Below are 22,825 nucleotides of genomic sequence, written 5' to 3'. Positions count from 1 at the left end.
GCAGAAGGTTCAACCTAGAATGAATTTAAAGAAAGCAACTACAGCATGCAGCAAAAAAGACGCCAGATGGCGAAAAAAATCACCAATGGCGTTAGTAAGCCTGTTTACAAAAGAATCCTTTAAAACAATCGAAGGCTGATCATCTTGAACAGCCTGTTCCTTCAACTGCTCAGATTGAGCCTGTCTCCTTGCTGTTGCTGCTGTCATTGGACCTAATGAAGCACTCTCCTCCACCTTATCTTTGGAGGGGATGGCAGTAGCCTTAGGTTTCGGAGTTATATTTTGCGTGGTTGCTGTTGTTGAGCTTGAGAGCCTTTTGTGGGCAATATCCATACCGAAGAACAAACCAAACCCAACCATAAAACAAATTACGAGCAATTTAAGCGTAATATTTTTCACTTGCTTCATCTCATTTCTGCGCAATGGCTCCTACTGCTCCATCGACTTTTTCCGAATCCATATATAAATCTGCAATTACATGTGCCAGCAAATCCACGGTCCGGTTGCATTCCTCGATCGTATTATATGGCCCGCCAATTTCAATAAGGATGTTGTTGGGAGAGAGTGACTGATTATATTCAGCATTGCCGTCATGTGCCGATTTACCCCAAATCCCCCGCGAGATTCCTGGCATCATCTTATCCATACCATCGTGGATTTTTGTAGCAAATTTCTCATTTAGCTCCCAATTCGGATTTCTCTGCCCAATGATAAACAAAACCTGCGCGTAAGCTTTGCCATCGATTGTTTTAGTCGTAATATTGCGGTTTTGGGAGTCCCGATGAATATCGAATACGTATTGAATAGCTGGATTCGCTGCAAAAGCTTCTCTTACGGTTTTCGCTGAATATTTGTAAGAGTATATAAAATCATAGCCTTTTTCCTGAGAAGCATAATCCGTACTATAGTCCACCGCGCCAATACCTAGATCCTTTAAATTTTGGGCTAATCTTTGACCAACTAACGTTATATTCTTAGTTTCGTCATAAGCTTTTTCGGGGTCTTTAATTCCCAGCTCAGGTACCCATGATTCTCGATTATGAGAATGGTAAATGAGAACAACATTTTTCTTACTGGGAGCTACATTTGCAGAAACAGGTTTAGAAATAGGAGCAGGACTTGGTTTTATATGTTTTAAAGGGGTGGTTGAAGGAAGAATCTCAACGACCTTGCTTGGCTTCTCTTCACTGGGTTCAATATCTTTGGCTGGCATATAGTCCTGTGGGCCTTCTGCTAGTTCAGTGCCTTGCCCTTGGCGCAGTAAAAATGCACTGTCATTACCCAAGCCAGGAATCTCGTGAGCTAATAAGGTTTTGGCATCTAGAGGATTAACGTCAGTGATAAGTCGGAAAAGAAACCCTATTGCATTGCGTTGAGATAGCACGGACGCTTGTGTAGTATCTTGATTTAAATGAGGAACCTCGAGCCCCATCATGTCCCAAAAAAAACCATAGGAGACGGTTGCAGCCAGTCCTTTTATCGAAGAGGTTGGCGCTTGATTCATTTTGGATTGTGCGTAAGAGGCTAAGTTTAGAATAATGAAAAATAGTAATGTACTGATAACTAGGGTGGCAAAGGTGCTCGATAATATCCCTACCTGCTGCAATAGCTTGCGTATTCGGCTCACATCTAACGTAATGGCGGTTCCTTTCATCGATCTATTCCTCCAATCCTCTGTTTCACTCTATTAAAAATTCTATGAGAAAAAGAGATTAGATAGAACCAAAAAAAAGAAAAAACCGCAAGACGGTTAGGTCTTCGCGGTTATATGAATTGCTTCATGTAGTTGTTGATTGCAGGCGGCACCTCTTTAAGTGCTCCCAGCTGTAGATAAGCACCTTTTGGTGTTGCCACAATTTCTACAATATTATAATCCCATTCTGTAAAGGCAGCTACGTGAATGCTATGGATGCCAAGCTCAAGCGCAGGAGCAACATCCGTTCGTAGAGAATTGCCTATCATCCAGGTTTCGGCACGATCAAAGCCTTCAGTAAGTAAGATTCCTTCCAAGGCTGATACATTCTTATGTCCACGAATAAAGACGCGATCTGCGAAAAAGGTTTCCAATTGCATCGCTTTGATTTTCTTCCATTGAACCTGTTCGGCCCCCCCCGTGTATAGTACAAGGTGATGCCCCGCACGCTGCAGCTCTGTCAGGGTTTCTACCATATCTGGATAAGGCTCGATCTCACTATCAAAAACAGAGTTGCCTAATCTAGTAAGCCATACACTCTCATTCTCCAATGGAAGTCTACCAAATAAGTTAGCATAATGTAAATAAGTACCAACAAAAGATAGTGGAAAATGCTCCACGGAAAAACCGTGGAGATGAATGTAATTAATATCTAGTTCCGATTGTTTAGCTTTAATCTCGCTAGCACTTAGCTGATGGGCACCAAACCAAGTCTGCATCTGGTCAATAAACTGTTGGATGATCAATTCGTAATATTTGTTGCAATGGATCAAGGTGTCATCTAGATCAAAAAGAATCGTCTGCGGTCTCATGGCGTGACTCCTTTAATTATCAGTTTGCAGTCTTGCTGTAAGTTAACACTAGCTGATTGTTGTTATTTTTGTCAATTGGATGGATGCGTATTTACGGCATCTTAATGTGTGTATGCTGCTACATTGTCGGAATCCACAGCTTCATGGAGCGCAGCATTTAACCCGCTCGCAATAATATTCGCCACATCTTCAATGAATTGGTCAATTTCTTTTGGGGTTACCAGCAAATCATGACCCAACGGAGTAAGAACTTCTTTAACCAGCATCAATCGTTCGTTTTCGTCCAAATGATTGAGCATTCCCAGAATTTGATCACTTTTATTGGTTTCCTTCTGAAAATGGGCCACCATTAGATCAATGCTGCTGTTAACAATAGTTGAAGCATATACGACTGTCGGAACTCCGATCGCTATAACAGGCACGCCGAGAATTTCGTGCGTCAGGCCTTTACGTTTGTTGCCAATTCCTGAGCCTGGGTGGATGCCTGTATCTGCAATCTGAATGGTTGTATTAACGCGTTGTAAGGACCTGGAGGCAAGCGCATCAATGGCAATCACTAAATCCGGCTTGGACTTCTCTACTATGCCCTGGACGATCTCACTGCTCTCAATTCCAGTCGTCCCCAATACCCCAGGAGCAATTGCACTCACCTCGCGGTAGCCCTCACTCACCTGATCTGGCATTAATTCAAAATAATGGCGTGTCACCAATACATTCTCAACGACTAGCGGACCTAAAGAATCTGGAGTAACATGAAAATTACCCAAACCGATGATAAGTACCTTTGCAGCAACAGGTATATTCAAATGCTTGAGAAAGCTGTTGAACTCTTTAGCAAGCCTTGTCGCTAAACGATCTTGAAGATTGGAGTCTTTCTGACGCAATCCCAACGCTTCCATAGTAATATAATGGCCGATTTGCTTGCCAATTGCCATTGCTCCCTCTTCGGTTTGCACATCTATTTTCGTAACCTTAATACCGTCATCGTCAATAATCTCTGTATGTATGCCCGGAATTGCGCCGCCAATTTGTCGCGCTACCCATTCATTGGCTTCCACAGCTAAATCAGTGCGAATTGAAAATTCACTTGTATCCATCAAATCATCCCTTTCGATTCATCTCATCATGGATAGTGTGTGAATAAAGCGATTCAGTTATACCGCTGCTTGTAAAAGCTATTGCATTTTCATAACTAGCGTGATAAACTATTTGAAGTTGTCAAAAAACAGCATGTGCTTGACGAAGTTAGCTTGCACAGCAAGCTCAACCGATGCTTACGATGCAAGTTTTCTTACGAAAAGAGGTGAACGTAATGCCAAATATTAAATCAGCAATTAAAAGAGTGAACGTTAATGAAAAACGCCGTCTTCGCAATGCTTCTCAGAAGTCAGCGCTTCGTACAGCAGTTAAAGCATTTGATACTGCAGTTGAAGGCAGCAACGTGGATTCCGCTAAAACAGCCCTAATTACTGCTACGAAGAAAATCGACAAGGCAGCTACTAAAGGTTTGATTCATAAAAATACGGCGAACCGTAAAAAGTCCCGTTTAGCGAAAAAGCTTAACCTTGCAGTTGCAAAAGCTTAATTCACACTAATCTACAATTAAACCGAAATCTCCCTCAAGCTTATTCATAAGCATGAGGGAGATTTTTAGTTTATCGGATAATCAGCTTGGAATTTCAAGGATGAACAGCTCTAATCCTAATGCCTTCTCAACCTTGCCACTTTTCATTCTATAGTCCAGATCTCCTAATTGCGATAATAACCCGCTGAGCTTCGCTAAGGAGTAGCTGCGCCCCTGCTCAGAGGCTAGCTTGACTGCATAAGGGTGAGCCCCGATTTGACCAGCAATTTGCTGCTGGGAGTAGCCTTGCTGCTCTAGCTCTTTAATTTGCAGCATAATTCGGAATTGGCGAGCTATCAGCAATAAGATTTTAATCGGCTCTTCTTTCTGCTTTAATAAATCATGAAAGATCGATAAGGCATTATCCAAGCGTTGTTTAACAATTTCATCCATGAGGATAAAAACATTCTGCTCCGCACTCCGCACGACAAGCTGCCCAATTAATTCACCAGTGATACAGCCATTAGGACCAACAAAAAGCGAGAGCTTCTCGAGCTCCGATGTAAGAATTTGCAGCTGAGCGCCTGTATAAAGAATAAATTTGTCGATGGCTCCATCTTCAAAGGTAACTCCCCATTTATCTGCTCTACGACTTATCCAACGAGAAAGCTCATCTACAGATAACGGTAAAAAAGGAATTGCGCTCTGACTTTCTTTAAGTGCTTTGACGATTTTCTTTCGTTCATCCAGCTTGTCCGCATCCACTACAAAGATAATTATTGCATAATCGACAGGTGATTTCAGATACTCCAAAAGTCGTTCAATCCGATGCTCGACTTTAGTGCTTTCTTTAGCGCCTGTAAAAAAAAGGGCATTCTTGGCAATTACAATTTTCTTATCTGCCAGAAATGGCATAGTTTCAGCATCATCTAGCACAGTATCCAGGCTCGTTTCACTTAAGTCATAGCGACTTACAGCAAATGATCTTTGATCTGGTTCAATCAGTTTATCAATTACATGTTGAATAAATTCCTGCTGCAAATATTTTTCCGTGCCATAGCATACATAGATAGGTAAAGAATTGCCTTGGGTAATCCCCTTGGCTGCTGTTTTATAATCCATTTCAAACACCTCTGTCCATATTGTAGCATGACCTATTCTAACAAGAACCATAAGGTTTGTCGACTGCAAATGCAACAAAGAGACCCTACTACTCGAAGTGAGTAAGATCTCTTTGTCTTTATATAAATACCTACGAATCAGGTATCTAGTCTATATTTATGCAACGGATCTCAAAGGGTGCAAACTATTCTACTTTTTGCTCTTGCTCTGTTTTCAGGGTCGGGTCCACAATAAATCGTTTCACCTGTCCATCTTCCGTTCTTACTTCATAAATTAGACGCTGACTCTCCTGCCATTGGACCAAAGCTATCGTATCCGTAGCATTCCACTGTACGCTCGAGGTATAAATTCGATTGCCATCTGGAGTTTGGACTAGAACAATTTGACGTTCGATCATTCCAATAAAATTCCCATCATCCGATGCCAAGGTTGTATTCTGCGGAGCAGGTGCCAACTCAGGTACTGGAATTGCAGATGGCATAGGTGTAGGAGAAACAGCTGGTGTTGCTTTAGGAACTTCTTTATCTGAGCTTAGCGTGTAATTGAAGTCTCCTACCTTTGGTGCTTGAGGCGGTAGTGTTGTAGGTACTACCTTCTTGTCAGTAGGAGAATTAAGTATTCTGTCTGCTGCTGCATCACCCGCTAATTCCTTTGAATTCGTACTTGCCTGAGGAGCTTTCTTTAGATCTCCGTTTAGTGCCCCATTGACACTTTCGTCAAATTTAACTTCAATTTTCGATTGATCATCTACAGACGCTGCAGCAGGTGCTTCTGGGGTTATTGTTTCCTTTGTACTTTTGGCTGTATCCGCAACCGATGTTGTCTTTTGTGAAGCTGCTCCAGCTTGAATTATTTCAGCAGCATCAAACTTGTTGCTTGGCTGCATGTTAATAATTAATCCGAATATAACAGCTGCCGCTACTAGTCCTCCGCCGATTTTCCATGGGAGTATAGTTTTATTCCGTGGTTTTGCTGTTGGCAGATAGACCACTTGCTTCGCTGCTTGCTGCGCATCAAGCTCAGCCAGCTTAGGCATAATCGAGTCTACAATGCTAAAAGGCGGTGTCACCATCGGTAATAAGCTAAGCTCTGCAGAAAGGCGTTGAAGCTGCTCAAAAGACGCGGCGCAATCAGGACATTGCATAATATGTGCTTTTAAGTTTTCTTGTTCTGCATACGTCAAATCATTGTCAACAAAACGCTGCATGTCATCCATCCTCTGTTCGCAATTCATCCTTTCACACCACCCTTCTGATAGTCTTGGAGTAAAATCTGCAATTGCTTGCGTGCTCGAAATAAGTAAGATTTAACGGTATTGATTGGCAAATCCAAAGACTCGGCAATCTCATTGTAAGAAAAATCCTCTACATATCGTAAGACAACAACTGTGCGATGATGCTCCGGCAATTTTTCAATCGCCTCTTGTATATCTTGGGCAATATATGTAGAAATAACCTCATCCTCTACGTTAGTGTCAGCAGAGAAAGTCATTTCATGTTCATCCATAGAGACGCTTGGCTTGACTTTACGGAATTTATCAATACATATATTCGTTACAATACGCTGCACCCAAGTTTTAAACTGTGCTTTTTCCTCGTAAGAATTAATCTTAGTATACACTCGAATAAGTGCTTCTTGCGCTACGTCTAACGCATCTTGTTCATTGCTAAGCATATAATAAGCCGTCTTATATACATGAGGCTCTATTTCTCGCAAAAGAGTAATTAATGCGTCACGATCACCTGATTGGGCTAATCTGACAAGTTCCGGCGATATCACTGCCTTACCCCCTCTTGCAACCTTTTAGACGGACTGGTCTCCGTAAATGTTGCAGCTCTCTAATCTATTTTTATACTTCTTTACTAGAATAACAAAAATCTAGCTTTCATGCGATGTTTCCCATAATTTAAGCACAAAAAAACCGTGCAAACGCGATTGAACAGCGCTTGACGGTTTAGTTAAATTCTACCGTTTACCCGGAAAATAAGGTTCCCCGAGCGACGAAGGCGGGGTAGCTCGACCCACAGCTCCAACCAGTACAAGAATAGTTAATACATACGGCAGCATATAAATAAACTCCGTCGGAATCTGGGCTGCAAAATCAAACAGCTGCACAAAGTTCTTCAAAGCTTGAGCAAAACCAAAGAAAATCGCTGCACCTAATACTCCAATTGGATTCCACTTTCCAAAAATCATTGCGGCTAGCGCAATAAAGCCTTGTCCGGAAATGGTATTGTGCGAGAAGCTGCTGGTTGTCGTTAAGGTGATCGTAGCCCCGCCTAAGCCGGCAAGAGCACCACTAAGCATTACAGCAAGATAACGCATCTTTTGCACCTTGATTCCGACCGTATCAGCAGCACTAGGATGCTCCCCCACAGCACGTAGCCTTAGACCAAACGGTGTTTTAAATAAAACGTAATAAGTTACCGCTACTAAAATTAACGCCAGATAAGTTGTAGGATACGCTGTGAAAAGCGCTACGCCTAGAAATGGAATATCGGATAAAAACGGAATGCTAATTTTTGAGAAAACCGTTTGTAAGGTAGTTGTTTCCCCTGCTCCATCGAACAAAATTTTCACTAAATATACCGTTACACCCGCAGCTAAAAAGTTTATTACCACACCGCTAACCACTTGATTAGCACTGAACGTTATTGAGGCTACAGCGTGGATCAAGGAAAACATAACCCCAAACAATAATCCTGCTATTAATCCAACCCATGGCGAGACGGATCCCATACCAGCTTCACTAGCATAATAAGTAGCAACAGCCGAGCTAAATGCGCCAGCCGTCATTAAACCTTCTAAACCAATATTAATAACTCCTGAGCGTTCTGAAAAAATCCCGCCTAAAGCTGCCAATATCAAAGCAGTCGAAAATACTAAGGTTGTATTAAACATATCACCAAGCGTAGTAAGAAACTCCATCTAAATCACCTCGCCTTTTTTTCGTTTACTTTTAAAAGATCGAAGGACCCAACGGATAATACCCGGTGAAGCCACAAAGAAAATAACAGAACCAATGACAATTCGAATAATTTCAGGTGGAACATCCGCACCGAAGCTCATTCCAGCGGCTCCGTAAGACAAAGTTCCGAAAAGCGCAGCTGCAAGCAGCACCCCTAATGGATGATTTCCGCCAAGCAAAGACACTGCGATCCCATCAAAACCATAACCAGACGATGAAGCGGCAACCACCTGATAATGGAATACACCTAGTACGTCAATAACTCCAGCAAGTCCAGCAAACACACCGCTAATAAACATGGCTTTAATGATATTGCGTTTTACGTTCATCCCTGCATATTCAGCTGCTTGTGGATTTAAGCCTACAGCTCGTAATTCAAAGCCTTGCTTGGTTTTCCAAAGAATTAGATAAAAAACAAGTGGACCTAACAAGGCCAGGAGTGTACCCCAATGCATACGCGCATTATCAAACAAATGACTCAACCATGGATAACTGAGGGAAGCTGAATCATGAATATGATAGGTTCTTTGTTGTCCAGGTTCAAGTAGAAAATGAGCGATAATATAATTCGCAAGGAATAGGGCAATCCAATTCAGCATAATGGTCGTAATGACTTCATTGACGCCCCATTTGGCCTTTAGCAGCCCAGCTAAACCACCCCAAAGACCTGCAAGTAAAGCCCCTGCAAGAATGGCTAGAGGTGCATGGATAAACCAAGGCATGCTTAACTTTATGCCAACTATGGAAGCACCTAAACTCCCCATAATAAACTGGCCTTCTGCACCAATGTTAAATAATCCGGAACGGAAAGCAAAGGCAACAGCTAAGCCTGTCAATAAAAGCGGTGTAATTTCACGAATGGTTTCCCCGAAGCCATAAGAATCCCCAAATACTTTTTTAATCAAAGAACCATATGCCAATATAGGATCATAACCGCCGATCAACATAATCAGAGCGCCGAAAAGCAAACCAAATAATATCGCGATGGCTGGAACAGTGGCTGATTCCTTAGTAAATGCTTTAATCAACTTATCCACTTATCCCGCCTCCTTCCATTATTTTAGCGCCTGCCATCATGCTGCCCAGCTCTTGATCATTCGTTTGGTCAGGCAGTACTTCCCCAACAACTTGTCCCTCGTACAAAACAGCTATGCGATCTGATAATTGCAAAATCTCATCTAATTCATAAGAAATCAATAATACCGCTTTATTCATGTTTCGTTGCTCTACAAGACGCTTGTGGATAAATTCAATCGCCCCTACATCCAACCCGCGAGTAGGTTGAGCTGCAATGAGCAGCTCCGGATGATTATTGAGCTCTCTGGCAATAATCGCTTTTTGTTGATTTCCACCCGATAAAGAACCCGCAGAAACAAATATATTCGGTGTTCGTACATCGAATTCAGCAACCAAAGCCTCTGCATGTTTATCAATTGCTTTGTAATCCATGAAACCATTGTGGTTATATTCGGGACGATAATAAGTACTTAATACCATATTCTCGCTTAAAGAGAAATCTAATATCAATCCATGCTTATGACGATCTTCAGGAATATGGGAGATACCGCTTTCTGAAATGCTTCTAACGGATTGATTGGCAATCTCCTTACCTAACAATTGAATCGAGCCGCTATCAACTTTCAGTAAGCCTGTTATCGCCTCAATCAACTCGGTTTGTCCATTGCCATCCACACCAGCAATACCCAGAATCTCACCGCGTCTTAATACTAAGGATGCACCATTCAAACCTTTCAGTCCATGCCGCCCTTTGACTACAAGATTACGGATATCGAGAATAACTTCCCCGGGCTCTGATTGTTTCTTGTCTAAATGAAACGATACTTGGCGACCTACCATCTTCTCGGCAAGCTCATCAGGAGTTGTAGCTGATTTGGCTACGGTTTCTATATGCTTACCCCTTCGGATAATGGTCACGGTATCGGCTATCTTCATAATTTCTTTGAGCTTGTGGGTGATCAAGATAATGGACTTCCCTTCAGCCACTAAGTTACGCATAATATCCATTAATTCATCAATCTCTTGAGGTGTTAGTACAGCTGTCGGCTCATCAAATATTAATATTTCTGCACCGCGATATAACGTTTTCAAGATTTCTACCCTTTGCTGCATACCTACCGATATATCTGATATTTTGGCATATGGATCTACGTTTAAACCATAACGTTTGGAGAGACGTTCTACTTCATTATGTGCATTCTTATAAGCGATCGAGATGCCTTTTCTAGGTTCATTACCCAGCACAATATTCTCTGTAACGGAAAAAGGCTGCACCAGCTTAAAATGCTGGTGCACCATCCCTATACCTAATTGAATGGCCGTGTTCGGGCCATCCATGTAAACCTTCTGTTCGTTAACAAAGATTTCACCTTCATCCGGCTGATATAGCCCGAATAAAATGTTCATTAAAGTAGATTTACCTGCGCCATTTTCGCCAAGGAGCGCATGAATCTCTCCTTGGCGTAGCTTAAGGTTAATCTGGTCGTTAACGACGATCCCTGGAAATCGTTTGGTAATATTTCGCATTTCTACGACAGTCTTAACCTTATCCATAAGATCACCTTTACTGAATTATTTTACTTCAGATGGAACTTTGATTTCACCGCTAATAATTTTAGCTTTAAATTCTTCCACTTTTGCTAGAATATCAGCTGAAACATTTTTACTTGAAGTTGCTGGAATACCTACTCCATCTTCTTTCAAGCCAAGTACAGTAACTTTACCGCCTTGGAATTTACCTTCAACCACATTTTTAGAAATTAAAGCAACTGCTTTATCTACACGTTTCACCATGGAGGTTAATGTAATGTCATCTCCAAAAGTTAAGGATTGATCCTTATCTACACCAATAACCCATACTTTTTTCTTTTTAAGACGATCTTTTGCTTCGTTAAATACACCATTTCCTGTTGATCCTGCTGCAGGGAATACAATGTCAGCTCCAGCGTCATAAAGTGTTTTTGCAGCTGCTTTACCAAGATCTGGTTTATCAAATGCACCCGTATAGTTCACAGAAACTTTTGCATCCGGATTTACAGCTGCAACTCCTGCAACAAAACCTGCTTCAAAACGTGTAATAACTGGAATTTTTATCCCGCCAACGAAACCAATTTTATTAGTTTCTGTCGTTAAACCTGCGATAACACCAACCAAATATGCGCCTTCATTCTCTGAAAAGGTTACTGATTCTACATTAGGTGCTTCAACAACATTATCAATAATCGCAAAATTCAATTTAGGGTTTTGATCGGCAACAGCTTTAATTGCATCTCCCATTAAGAAGCCAATACCCCAAGTTAAATTATAGTTGTCTTTTGCAAAAGTGTTAAGATTAGTCAAATAATCAGCGTCGCCTTTACTTTGCAAATATTTAACTTCTGTTCCTGACTCTGTACCGTATTGCTGCAAGCCTTCCCAAGCAGATTGGTTAAATGAGTTATCATTTACTCCGCCAATATCTGTGACCATCCCAACTTTAAATTTCGCAGCGGGTGCTTCTGTAGCCACCGGAGCAGCTGATGTAACGGGAGCTTCTGTAACTGCTGGAGCATCTGTAGCAGCCGCTGTACTAGGAGCAATTGACGCACCATTTTCTTCCTTAGTTTTTCCACAAGCAGACAATACAACAGCAAACATCAAAACTAGCATTAGACTTAAAGATAACATTTTTTTCATTGTTAAACCCTCCATTTTGTTTTTTTATTTTTACTTGTTTAAATCCTTTGGTGAAAAAGCGCCAGGAAGCAAATCCTTGACCTTCAATAGCAGTACGTCACCTTTCATATTCGCCAGCACCACCTCCATCTCAGGATCACAAAGCTCGGAAATAACTTGCCGACATGCACCACAGGGCGCAACGGGTCCGTCTGTTTCCGCGATGACAGCCAATCGCTTGAATTGTGTAACCCCGTCAGAGTAAGCTTTAAAAAGTGCTGTTCTTTCTGCGCAATTGCACATACTGTAAGCTGCGTTTTCGATGTTGCACCCGCGATAAATCGTGCCATCAACTGCTAATAAAGCGGCACCCACTTTAAAATTAGAATAAGGAGCATAAGCAAATTCCCTGGCAAGCTTAGCTTCACTTATTAAATTTTCGATAGCCAACACACCCTTTTCAGTTTTTTACCCATGTATATTTCAACAAAAATAGCTGTTTCTAAGCTAATCTTGCCAGGTAACGACTTCATAAATCAATTGTGGAGCAGAAACCGGTGAGGGGGAGATGTGATAGGCTGCATAAATCATCTGCTCTACCTCCGGATTGCTTGAGGCATTAGCATGAATCGTAAGTAGCGAATCGCCTTTACTAACTTTGTCACCGATTTTTTTGTGCAGCACTAATCCAACTGCCAGATCAATAATAGAATCCTTTGTTTGTCTACCAGCCCCTAGCAGCATAGCAGCTAGTCCAATCTGATCTGCACCAATCGCAGCAATGCAGCCATCCTCTAATGCATTCACTTCATAGATAAATGGCGCTGTCGGGAGCTTGCTTGGATCATCTATAACCGTTGCATCTCCGCCTTGTGCATGAAGAAAGACCCGCAAGGTTTCCAGAGCTTTTCCGCTTGTGATTGATTCTTCCAGCATACGCCTTGCTTCTTCCAAGCTATTTGCCTTTTGTGCTAGCATCACCATATGACTGCCTAATGTAAGACAAAGCTCAGTGAGATTATGTGAGCCGCGCCCTTGAAGCACTGCGATCGCTTCTTTAATCTCAAGTGCATTTCCTACGGCATCTCCCAAAGGCTGATTCATATCCGAGATCACAGCTACTGTATGGCGTCCAACTTGATTGCCGATATCAACCATGCAACGCGCCAATTCTTGCGCATTGTTCAAATCCTTCATAAATGCTCCAGAGCCTACTTTTACATCCAAGACAATAGCATCAGCACCTGAAGCAATTTTTTTACTCATAATTGAACTCGCGATTAGCGGGATCGATTCTACTGTTCCTGTAACATCCCGTAAAGCATAGAGTTTTTTATCAGCCGGGGTTAAGTTTCCACTTTGGCCAACTATAGCAATATGATTGGTGTTCACTAGATGATTGAATTGCTGGTTATCTATTTCGACATGGAAGCCTGGAACAGCTTCCAGCTTATCAATGGTACCGCCAGTATGGCCTAAACCTCTACCCGACATTTTAGCCACAGGAACCCCAACTGATGCTACCATAGGCGCAACGATCATCGTCGTTGTATCGCCGACTCCACCTGTACTATGTTTGTCCACCTTGATCCCTTGAATCGCAGATAGGTCAATTTGTTCCCCTGAATTCACCATAGCCATTGTAAGATGAACTCGCTCTTCCGAACTCATCCCTTGAAAAAATATCGCCATCGCAAATGCTGACATTTGGTAATCTGGAATTTCACCTGAGGTATAGCCCTGAATGACGAAGTCAATCTCCGCCTTATTCAACTCATGACCATCCCGTTTACGCTCAATCAGCTCAACCATTCTCATGATAAAGTCCCCTATCGCTGTTTAATAGCCGGTTCCAATGCCACCCGAAACTAGCGCAATACCTGAGCTAGTACCTAGACGTGTTGCTCCTGCTTCAATCAATTGCAGAGCAAATGACAAATCACGGACACCACCGGAAGCTTTAATCCCCATACTATCTCCAACCGTTGCCCGAATTAATTGGATATCTTCGATTGTCGCGCCTGTGGGTCCAAATCCGGTCGATGTTTTGACAAAATCTGCTCCTGCCAATTGGCACAATTGAGCCGCACGTTGCTTTTCAGCATCTGTTAGGTAACATGTTTCTATAATTACTTTTAGGATTACATTCCCTTGACAAACCTGTGCAACCTCGCGAATATCCTGTTGCACCGCTTGATAGTCTCCTGACTTCATTGCGCCAACATTGAGCACCATATCTACTTCTGTTGCACCGTTTTTTATAGAGTCTCTTGCTTCGGCTGCTTTTATTAACGTGCTGCTTGCACCAAGAGGAAAGCCTATTACAGTAGTAATTCCGACTCTACTACCTTGAAGCTCTTGGGCGGCCAGTGGAACCCAATAAGGATTCACACACACCGTAGCAAAATTATAGAGTTTAGCTTCTTCACATAATTGAATAATATCCTGATGAGTGCCGTCTGCCTTTAGTAATGTATGGTCAATCATTGCCGCAATTTGTTCTGATTTCATCTTTTTTCCCCCTAAACATTTACTTTGGCAAAATTTCTACGCAAGAATAACTATTATTCCTTGCTTAATAGCGCTTTTGCTGTAAATTGGTCTGTAATCAATGTATTTGCATATTTTCCGCATAAAGCCCCATAGATCGCATCAACCTTCGACGCCCCTCCAGCTACCAGAATGGAATGCTCCTTGCCTCTTAACTCAGAAAGCTCAATTCCAATGGTGCGCTCGTTCAAATTTTCTAAACAAATGACACCATTCTCATCAAAATATCGCGAGCAAATATCACCTGCAGCTTTGGATTTAATAACTTCGATCTCATCCTTGGTGAAGTAATTCGTTTGAATCAATACGGATTCTGAATTGGGTACTCCAGCTGTAAATATGGCGATATTAGACTGTCTGCCTAGGTCTAATACTTTACGAATATGACGATCGGATTGAATCGCTTGTTTAACCAAGATATGATCGACAATGGCAGGCAAATTCAGAAAATGTGGATTTACATGAAAAGCATTGCCAAACAACTGAATAATCTCTGATGCATACGTATTGACCTCAGAGTAGCTGACTCCGCCATTCAGCTGCAATACAACAACATCCTTCACTGCTTTTCTTTGCAGCTGGCATGCTACTTGATATAAGGTTGTTCCCCAAGAAACAGCGATGATATCATTATTCTTGACAATTTTATGTATATATTTTGCGGCTGCTTCACCCACATACTTTTTCCCAATATTATTCTCGTTAAACGGCATGAAAGCAACTTCAACATGCTTCAGCTGAAATTTTGCTCGTAATGCTAATGCCAATGTTTCAACTTCTTCGGATGGATCATTGATTGTTATTTGTACAATACCTTCGGTTTTTGCCTGCTGCAACAATCGGGAAACCGTTGGTCTTGATACACCAAGTCTTTCAGCTATCTCACTTTGACTGAAGTCTAATTGATAATATAGCTTGGCGGCTTCAATCACCTTTCTAAGCTTGTCTTCTTCCATTAGATCCTCCGTTTATCATAAGATGAGAGAAATTAAATTCATGTCTATTGAAATTATGTTCTATTGGGTTATTATAATCGAGATAGCTGGGCTTGGCAATCTAGGATTATTTCAACTTATGTCTGGTTTGAATCCCCGTTTCGGTGACTGTCATTTGTATTTCACCTTCTTCATCCGTCCGCATAACTTCAACATCATGCTCAGCTAAGCGGGATAGCACCTCCTCTGTAGGATGGCCATAAGTGTTATACCCGCCTACAGAAATGGCTGCTAGCTTAGGCTGCCAGTAATTCAACCATTCTTCTGTTGTCGAGGTTTTACTTCCATGATGAGCCACTTTTAAGACGTCAATTGGAATTGATTCATTACTTTCACTCTGAGCTTCTAAATGTTCCAATAGAATATTCTCTGAGCTTTTCTCCATATCACCCGTGAAGAGGAAACGGGAATTATACATTTCCAGCATAAAAACCAAGGAATAATTGTTCTGATTGTTCTCAATAGTTAGGCCGTTGAAGGATGTGGGGTTCGGATTATCGCTCGCTGCCTTTTGCGTTAAAGGGTATAAGAAATGGAGCTTTGTTGTTGCATCGATTGGTATTTCTAAATTTTCATTACCAGCTAGTAATGGAATCTGCAGATCTAATGCTGTTTTAAATAGCTTCTCTACACCTGCATTCGGTTTTAAAGTCCCGTTAAAAATAAAGTTATCCACCGGAATTTGCTCCAATACCGCTTGCAAGCCTCCAATATGATCGGCATCCTCATGTGTCGCAATCAGATAATCCAGATGATGGACTCCACGTTTTTTCAGCAAAGGCACCAAAGTATTCTTCCCTACCTCATATGGGTTTTTACGCTGCTTCCAATCATCTCCAGCCTTACGAAAAACCAAAGTCCCTCCACCATCCACAAGAATAAATTTATTATTAGGCGTATGTATTAATATAGCATCCCCTTGTCCCACATCTATAAACTGTACTTGTCCTTTATTTCGCCATAAATCTGGTTGATAACCATACCAAAGAAGTCCAATAAAGCAACACAAATTACACAAAATGACTAACGAAATTCCTCTGGAGCTTTGAATAAACCCGATAAAGACACCTTGAAGTCGAGCCTGCCTTACCGAGTTCCAGCGAATTAAACAACCAATTATTAGTGAGACAAACCCATAATAAAAACTAATCCAAACTATTGAAGGACTTGCCCAAATCAGCTTGAATCCGTTCCAGCTATCCATTACATCGGTCAGCCAAAAAGTAAATCGATTGCTAATTATCGCTAAATAAGCTATCACTTGCGCAGTGGGTTCATTTACCAAACTCAGGATTAAAGCAATCGAGCCTATTGGGGTGACTACAAAGCTGATAAAGGGCACTAGGATAATATTCGCCAACCAGGATAACAATGAAAATTGATTGAAATAATAAATCGTTAATGGAAAAGAGACCGCTTGCGCCACTAAAGTGACTGATAATGTGGAATTAATTAGCTTTTGCTGCGGGAGCAATTGACTGACCCATGGAACTCCAACAATCAATCCATAAGTAACTGTGAAAGACAATTGAAAGCTTACATCCAATAACGAATAAGGATTCCAAACTAACATAAGCCCCCCAACCAAGCAAAGTAATTTCAAAGCATCCTTTAACCAATTGCGACGAACGGCATAAAGTGCGATCATGGCCATCAAACCTGCTCTGACAACAGATGGAGATGAGCCTGTAAACAAAACATAAAAGGGCAGCAACGCTATTGCGATGAGTAAGCCCGTTTCTTTCGTAAAACGCAGCTTACGTAAAAACCATAAAACAACAGCACAAAAAACGGCCACCTGCATGCCCGAAATGGCAAGAATATGAGTCAAACCTAAATTGGAGAATTGTTGGAATTGCTGAGGATCAAGGTCGACGCGCAGACCAATCAATAAGCTTTTCATATACCCTGCTTGCGACTCTGGAAATAATTGATCTAGCTTGTCTGCTAGAAATCCACGAAATTGATCATTATATCTCAATAGCTGCAACCTATTCCAATGGAAGCTGGACTGGCTATTGACGGAGTCCAAACCTTTTAGCGTAAAAATCCAATGAATATGCTGCTGCCGTAAGTATTGTCGATAGTCGAAGCCTCCAAAATTTCGCGCGATCGCCGGAATCTGAAGCTTCCCACTTAAAGAGATGTCATCACCTCTTTGCCAGGTGTATGCTGTTTCTTGCTCATTTTGCTCAAGCAAACGAACTGATACCTGCACAGATTCTTTGACTTTTTGAGTCTTTTTAGATCTGTTAAGCTCAGTTTCAAGATATTTCACTTCACTTGCCATTATAGTAAAGCCAACGTGATCTCCGTCTACTACTATGGATGAAGTAATTCTCCCTTTCATCTCTAAAAGTATTTCGTCATTGCTTTCTGCATGAATCCCAGTTACATTTCGCTGATCAAACCACTGGTAATAACCAATTGAAATGCTCAAAAGCATTATCCAACTAATTACATTCAAACCGGGCAGCTTCATAAACCATAAAATACCAACTACTAAAATAAGCGAGCTTATAATTAACAAGGATACTTCAAGCAGCGGTAACCAGATCGCCATACAATATCCAAATACCCATATCCAAGTCCAGAAGATCAAGTGATTATTTTTCAAAGCATTTCCTCCTCAAAACAACGCAAAAACACCCCCTTCGCAAAACGAAGAGGGTGCTTCCCTATTATACTTATTTAATTGATTACTTCTATTTCTATGCTAGCAGGCGGCGAATAATTTTCCATATGAATAAACTTGATGCCTAGCTGCATCATCAGTTCTTTAACTTTATCACTATCTTTGGGATAAGCACGATGGTAGACAATTTCAATAACTCCGCTATTAGCTAACATATTGGCACATGTCCAGCAGGGCTGATCAGTTACGTAAACAACTGAGCCTTCGCGGTCCCTGCGATCCGTAAATAACAGCAGGTTTTGTTCAGCATGAATGGTACGCACACAACGTTGCTTGCGCGTCATCTCTTCTTCTCCATTGTCTAGAAGCTTAATTTCTAATTCTTCGACAATTAAACAGCCCGCTTCCGAACAATCAGCCACCCCCATCGGAGCCCCATTATACGCGGTACCTAACAATTTCTTCCCTTGTACTAGTGCTGCGCCAACATGACGTCTTGAGCATTGTGAGCGGGTCGAAGCCATATAAGCAATATCAAGAAAATAAGTATTCCAATCTTTTCTGATCGACATAGATGCTCCTTTAAAACGTTTATACTGCTCATTTTCTCATACTTCACCTGAAATTTAAAGCTCAAGGTGCATTTTGATTTTCGCGAAGATCTTCGGACCAATGCCTTTTACGTTCATTAACTCATCCAACATCTGAAACGGGTGGGCTTCACGATAAGCAATAATTGCTTTTGCTTTACTTTCACCGATCCCTGATAACTCCATCAGCTCAGCCGAATTTGCGGTATTCACATTAACCATGAAGCTGGCTTTTGGAGACTTTGAGTTTGAAGGAGGTTTAGCTGTTTTCTTCGGTGCGATTGAAGTTTCAGGCTGAGTAGATTCTACCGGTAATTCTGTTACTTCTGCAGGAACAATTATTTTAGGTGAATTTGTCTCTGTTGGATTAATCTTTGGGGAACTAACTTTTGGCGACTTAACAGCTTTTGGCGCAGTAGAAGCTTTCAGTTCATCATTCTGCTCCACTAACAGAGCTTTCATCTCTTGATTGACTATGAGCGGCTTCGAACCATCACTCTCCCCATGCTTGAATTCAAATCCAACTAACCCAACAACCGCAATAAGTGGAATTACACATAAAGCTATCACTTTCTTGTACTGTTGTAAAAACAACCACATTACAGTTCCTCCTCTTTTCTTTTCTTCAAATGCTGTAGAATAAATAGCTCATATGCTTCTTCAAATTCAACTTTATACACAACTCCACTCCTCAGCGCAAACAAAGAACCGCCTCTGTTCACGTTTAAAGTGAATAGAGGCGGTTCTTCCGCACATTTTGTTCAATTAAAAATAATATAAACGCTTTTGGAAAATTATGCAAGCCTTAATTAGCTGACTCTCTAGCTGTAATGCCTTATAAAGTCATTAGAAGCAGTATCGCCGCATATATTTGGAATAGCATTTCATATATGGGAGGGGTTTTAATGAATATCGGCTTCATTGGAACAGGCAGTATGGGCAGCATCCTAATAGAATCCTTTATTCAAACGGGAGCTCTTAGTCCAGAAGTGATTATAGCAAGTAATCGAACATCTGGTAAAATAGATCGGTTAGCTGAACAATTCAATGGTTTAGTGAAAGCAAACAGCAATATTGAAGTTGTGCAGCTAAGCCAAGTTATTTTCTTATGCATCAAACCAAGTGAATTTAAGAATGTAATTAGTGAGATTCAACCTTATGTTAAACCTTCACATATTATCATTTCAATCACAAGCCCGATTACAATTGCCTTCTTGGAAGACCAGCTTTCTAGCAAAATAGCTAAAATTATCCCCAGTATAACCAATTACGTCATGAGCGGACCCACTTTGTGTATTTTTGGAGAACGCATGCTGCAGGAAGATATACTCCAGATTGAGAATCTGATGTCCTTTATCAGCGAGCCAATCCGGGTATCCGAAAAATTCACACGGATATCCTCGGATATATCTAGCTGTGGACCGGCATTTTTCTCACTTATTCTCTTGAAATTTATTCGCGCTGCTGTCGATGAAACGGGAATTCCTTATTCCGATGCCAACCGTTTAGCTTGTGAAATGCTGCTTGGCACAGGTAAGCTGCTTACCACAGGCGGTTTTACACCGGGTGAACTGCAAAAACGCGTGTCCGTTCCCGGTGGAATTACCGCTGAAGGCCTTAAATTACTTGATCTTAAGCTGGATGGGGTATTCAACCAGCTTATTCATATCACACATGCTAAATTTGAAGAAGATATGGCGAAGGTAAATGGTTAACCTACAACTAGGTTAACTAGCTTGCCTTTCACGACAATCACTTTACGGATCGTCTTGCCAGAGATGGCTTCTTTAACTTTATCAAGATTTTGGGCAAGCTCTTGCATAGCGGCTTCTTCCATTTCTCTTGATATTGCGACACGCTCTATAATTTTACCATTTACTTGTACAACGATTTCGACTTCATTGTCTTCAATCCAAGCTTCATCGTAGGTTGGCCAAGCTGCATATGTTAAGCTGGTTTTTTTACCCAATTGCTCCCAAAGCTCTTCAGCAATATGCGGTGCAATCGGTGATAACATTTGTACAAACTGAACCATTGCAGCGAATGGCAATTGCTCTGTTTTGTAAGCTTCATTGACGAAAATCATTAACTGACTAATAGCTGTGTTAAACCTTAATGCTTCATAGTCTTCCGTAATTTTCTTGATGGATCGGTGCCAGGTGCGCTTAAAAGCATCATTGGACGGTCCTTCTTCGGGTGAAGCTACTATTTTTGCGTTTAATGACCCTTCTTCTTCGTTGATAAACAAGCGCCAGATGCGGTTAAAGAAGCGATAAATCCCCTCTGTTCCGCTTACATTCCATGGCTTAGTGGATTCAAGCGGCCCCATAAACATTTCGTACATACGCAAGGTGTCTCCACCGAATTCATTGACAATTTGATCGGGATTGATTACATTTCCGCGCGATTTACTCATTTTTTCATTATTATCACCAAGAATCATCCCTTGATTCACTAGCTTATGGAAAGGCTCCTTAGTGGAGACGATCCCTAAATCATAAAGCACCTTATGCCAGAAGCGAGCGTACAGCAAATGCAATACAGCATGCTCAGCGCCACCGATATAAAGATCTACAGGCAGCCATTGCTTCTGCAGCTCAGCTGAGCAAAGCTCCTTGTCATTGTGCGGATCGATATAGCGAAGGTAATACCAGCAGCTCCCAGCCCATTGCGGCATGGTATTGGTTTCACGGCGTGCTTTCATCCCTGTTTCGGTATCAATTGTATTAACCCATTCATCAACAACAGCTAACGGTGACTCTCCAGTCCCTGAAGGCGTAATTTGTGTGATATCAGGCAGCAATAACGGCAATTGATCGATCGGGACTGTTTTCATAGTGCCATCCTCCAAGTGAAGAATTGGAATTGGCTCCCCCCAATATCTTTGACGGCTGAATAACCAGTCACGCAAGCGATAGGTAACTTTCCCTTGGCCTTTACCCTCGGCTTCCAACCACGCAATCATCTTGGCAATCGCTTCGACATTACTCAAACCATCCAAAAAGCCTGAATTAACATGAGCGCCATCGCCTGCATAAGCTTCTTCTGATACGTTTCCACCTTGCACAACTTCTACTATGGGTAGTTCAAATTGTTTGGCAAACTCGTAATCACGCTCGTCATGCCCAGGAACAGCCATGATTGCCCCAGTACCATAACCAGCAAGCACATAATCTGCAATCCAGATCGGCACATTAGCACCATTAACCGGGTTTATAGCAAAAGCCCCCGTGAACACACCACTTTTATCCTTAGCTAAATCCGTTCGCTCCAAATCACTTTTACGCGATGCCTTTTCTTGATATTGGGCGATAGCTTCTTTTTGCCATTCTGTTGTGACCTTCGCCACTAATTCATGCTCTGGCGCCAACACACAATAAGTAGCTCCAAATAAAGTATCCGGTCGAGTTGTAAATACAGTCAAGCTTAAGTCTGTATAGCCAGCAATCGCAAAATGCACCTCTGCCCCAACGGACTTTCCAATCCAATTGCGCTGCATATCCTTGATGCCTTCTGTCCAGTCCAGCTCTTCCAAATCATCCAATAAACGCTCTGCGTATTCGGTGATTTTCAATACCCATTGGCGCATCGGACGACGGACTACAGGATGGTTGCCGCGCTCGCTTAAGCCATCAATTACTTCTTCATTCGCAAGAACCGTCCCAAGCGCCTCGCACCAGTTAACCAATACTTCATCTAGATAAGCAAGACCTTTGTTGTATAATTGAATGAAAATCCATTGCGTCCATTTATAATACTCAGGGTCCGTCGTACTGATTTCACGATCCCAATCATAGGAAAAACCCAATGTCTTAATCTGGCGACGAAAATTATTAATATTCTTGATCGTAAATTCCTTCGGATGCTGACCTGTATTAAGCGCATGCTGCTCAGCCGGTAAGCCAAAAGCATCCCAGCCCATCGGGTGAAGCACGTTATACCCTTTCATCCGCTTGTAGCGAGAGACGATATCTGTAGCTGTCATTCCTTCAGGATGCCCCACGTGCAAGCCATCACCAGACGGATAAGGAAACATATCCAACGCATAAAACTTAGGCATAGTCGTATCATCAAGCACCTTAAACGTTTTGTTGTCATCCCATATTTTCTGCCATTTAGGCTCCATAATTAATGGATTGTAGCCGAACTGCTTCACATCTTGCGCCATTTTATTGTACCTCCTGTATATTGTGGTCTAGCTTTTTTACTAAAAATTGGCATAAA

The 22,825-nt window shown here is 41.7% G+C and carries 21 protein-coding genes; 2 read left to right on the top strand and 19 right to left on the bottom strand.

Annotated elements, in window-relative coordinates; all coding sequences use genetic code 11:
- Positions 1–9 precede the first annotated feature (9 nt).
- The 4 genes from EHS13_RS12870 to gpr all read right to left on the bottom strand — a co-directional run bounded on the left by EHS13_RS12870 (position 10) and on the right by gpr (position 3,602).
- Positions 10–408, bottom strand: a complete 399-nt coding sequence (locus EHS13_RS12870; RefSeq protein ID WP_155700735.1) for a hypothetical protein — start codon at positions 406–408, stop codon at positions 10–12.
- Position 409: 1 nt separating this feature from the next.
- A complete protein-coding gene (gene spoIIP / locus EHS13_RS12865; protein WP_155700734.1) occupies positions 410–1,654 on the bottom strand; it encodes a stage II sporulation protein P in 1,245 nt (414 codons plus the stop codon).
- Between the two features lie 110 nt (positions 1,655–1,764).
- Entirely contained in the window at positions 1,765–2,505 is a 741-nt protein-coding gene (locus EHS13_RS12860; protein ID WP_155700733.1) for an HAD family hydrolase, read from the bottom strand.
- A gap of 101 nt (positions 2,506–2,606) precedes the next feature.
- Positions 2,607–3,602 carry a GPR endopeptidase gene (gpr, locus tag EHS13_RS12855; protein ID WP_155700732.1) on the bottom strand — a complete coding sequence of 332 codons (996 nt, stop codon included), beginning with the start codon at positions 3,600–3,602 and terminating at the stop codon, positions 2,607–2,609.
- Positions 3,603–3,817: 215 nt separating this feature from the next.
- Here gpr and rpsT point away from each other — a divergent pair, with 215 nt between their 5' ends.
- A complete protein-coding gene (rpsT, locus tag EHS13_RS12850) occupies positions 3,818–4,090 on the top strand; it encodes a 30S ribosomal protein S20 (protein WP_155700731.1) in 273 nt (90 codons plus the stop codon).
- A gap of 81 nt (positions 4,091–4,171) precedes the next feature.
- On the opposite strand, the gene holA is transcribed toward rpsT, so the two are convergent.
- From holA to EHS13_RS12780, 14 genes are all read right to left on the bottom strand, one after another.
- Entirely contained in the window at positions 4,172–5,191 is a 1,020-nt protein-coding gene (holA, locus tag EHS13_RS12845; protein ID WP_155700730.1) for a DNA polymerase III subunit delta, read from the bottom strand.
- Between the two features lie 184 nt (positions 5,192–5,375).
- A complete protein-coding gene (locus EHS13_RS12840) occupies positions 5,376–6,407 on the bottom strand; it encodes an anti-sigma factor (protein WP_227014020.1) in 1,032 nt (343 codons plus the stop codon).
- Between the two features lie 14 nt (positions 6,408–6,421).
- On the bottom strand, positions 6,422–6,970 hold the full coding sequence (locus tag EHS13_RS12835) for an RNA polymerase sigma factor (RefSeq protein WP_155700728.1): 549 nt from the start codon (positions 6,968–6,970) through the stop codon (positions 6,422–6,424).
- Between the two features lie 186 nt (positions 6,971–7,156).
- Positions 7,157–8,119: an ABC transporter permease gene (locus tag EHS13_RS12830; protein ID WP_155700727.1), complete on the bottom strand. Its 963-nt coding sequence runs from the start codon at positions 8,117–8,119 to the stop codon at positions 7,157–7,159.
- A complete protein-coding gene (locus tag EHS13_RS12825; protein WP_155700726.1) occupies positions 8,120–9,196 on the bottom strand; it encodes an ABC transporter permease in 1,077 nt (358 codons plus the stop codon).
- Positions 9,189–10,730 carry an ABC transporter ATP-binding protein gene (locus EHS13_RS12820; RefSeq protein ID WP_155700725.1) on the bottom strand — a complete coding sequence of 514 codons (1,542 nt, stop codon included), beginning with the start codon at positions 10,728–10,730 and terminating at the stop codon, positions 9,189–9,191. The genes EHS13_RS12825 and EHS13_RS12820 overlap by 8 nt, the downstream gene beginning before the upstream one ends.
- A gap of 18 nt (positions 10,731–10,748) precedes the next feature.
- Positions 10,749–11,852: a BMP family lipoprotein gene (locus EHS13_RS12815; protein ID WP_155700724.1), complete on the bottom strand. Its 1,104-nt coding sequence runs from the start codon at positions 11,850–11,852 to the stop codon at positions 10,749–10,751.
- Positions 11,853–11,882: 30 nt separating this feature from the next.
- A complete protein-coding gene (locus EHS13_RS12810; RefSeq protein ID WP_155700723.1) occupies positions 11,883–12,281 on the bottom strand; it encodes a cytidine deaminase in 399 nt (132 codons plus the stop codon).
- 57 nt (positions 12,282–12,338) lie between these two features.
- On the bottom strand, positions 12,339–13,649 hold the full coding sequence (locus tag EHS13_RS12805) for a pyrimidine-nucleoside phosphorylase (RefSeq protein ID WP_155700722.1): 1,311 nt from the start codon (positions 13,647–13,649) through the stop codon (positions 12,339–12,341).
- A gap of 21 nt (positions 13,650–13,670) precedes the next feature.
- Positions 13,671–14,342 (bottom strand): deoxyribose-phosphate aldolase, encoded by a 672-nt coding sequence (deoC, locus tag EHS13_RS12800; protein WP_155700721.1) that lies wholly within the window; start codon positions 14,340–14,342, stop codon positions 13,671–13,673.
- Between the two features lie 53 nt (positions 14,343–14,395).
- A complete protein-coding gene (locus EHS13_RS12795) occupies positions 14,396–15,337 on the bottom strand; it encodes a DNA-binding transcriptional repressor DeoR (protein ID WP_155700720.1) in 942 nt (313 codons plus the stop codon).
- Between the two features lie 106 nt (positions 15,338–15,443).
- Positions 15,444–17,993, bottom strand: a complete 2,550-nt coding sequence (locus tag EHS13_RS12790; protein WP_155700719.1) for a DNA internalization-related competence protein ComEC/Rec2 — start codon at positions 17,991–17,993, stop codon at positions 15,444–15,446.
- Between the two features lie 74 nt (positions 17,994–18,067).
- Positions 18,068–18,583, bottom strand: coding sequence for a deoxycytidylate deaminase (locus EHS13_RS12785; RefSeq protein ID WP_155700718.1), 516 nt, complete (start codon positions 18,581–18,583; stop codon positions 18,068–18,070).
- A gap of 54 nt (positions 18,584–18,637) precedes the next feature.
- Complete coding sequence (locus EHS13_RS12780; RefSeq protein ID WP_155700717.1) at positions 18,638–19,201, bottom strand: ComEA family DNA-binding protein; 564 nt, start codon at positions 19,199–19,201, stop codon at positions 18,638–18,640.
- A 305-nt stretch (positions 19,202–19,506) separates the two neighbouring features.
- Here EHS13_RS12780 and comER point away from each other — a divergent pair, with 305 nt between their 5' ends.
- Entirely contained in the window at positions 19,507–20,316 is an 810-nt protein-coding gene (gene comER / locus EHS13_RS12775) for a late competence protein ComER (RefSeq protein WP_155700716.1), read from the top strand.
- Here comER and leuS read toward each other — a convergent pair.
- Positions 20,313–22,769: a leucine--tRNA ligase gene (gene leuS, locus EHS13_RS12770; RefSeq protein ID WP_155700715.1), complete on the bottom strand. Its 2,457-nt coding sequence runs from the start codon at positions 22,767–22,769 to the stop codon at positions 20,313–20,315. The two genes, comER and leuS, sit on opposite strands and share 4 nt — an antisense overlap.
- Positions 22,770–22,825 lie beyond the last annotated feature (56 nt).

The sequence above is a fragment of the Paenibacillus psychroresistens genome, assembly GCF_009728935.1.
In the GTDB taxonomy this organism is placed as follows: Bacteria; Bacillota; Bacilli; order Paenibacillales; family NBRC-103111; genus Paenibacillus_AC; species Paenibacillus_AC psychroresistens.
The sequence above is the reverse complement of the archived record's forward strand: the minus strand, read 5'-3'. Positions and strand labels throughout refer to the sequence as shown.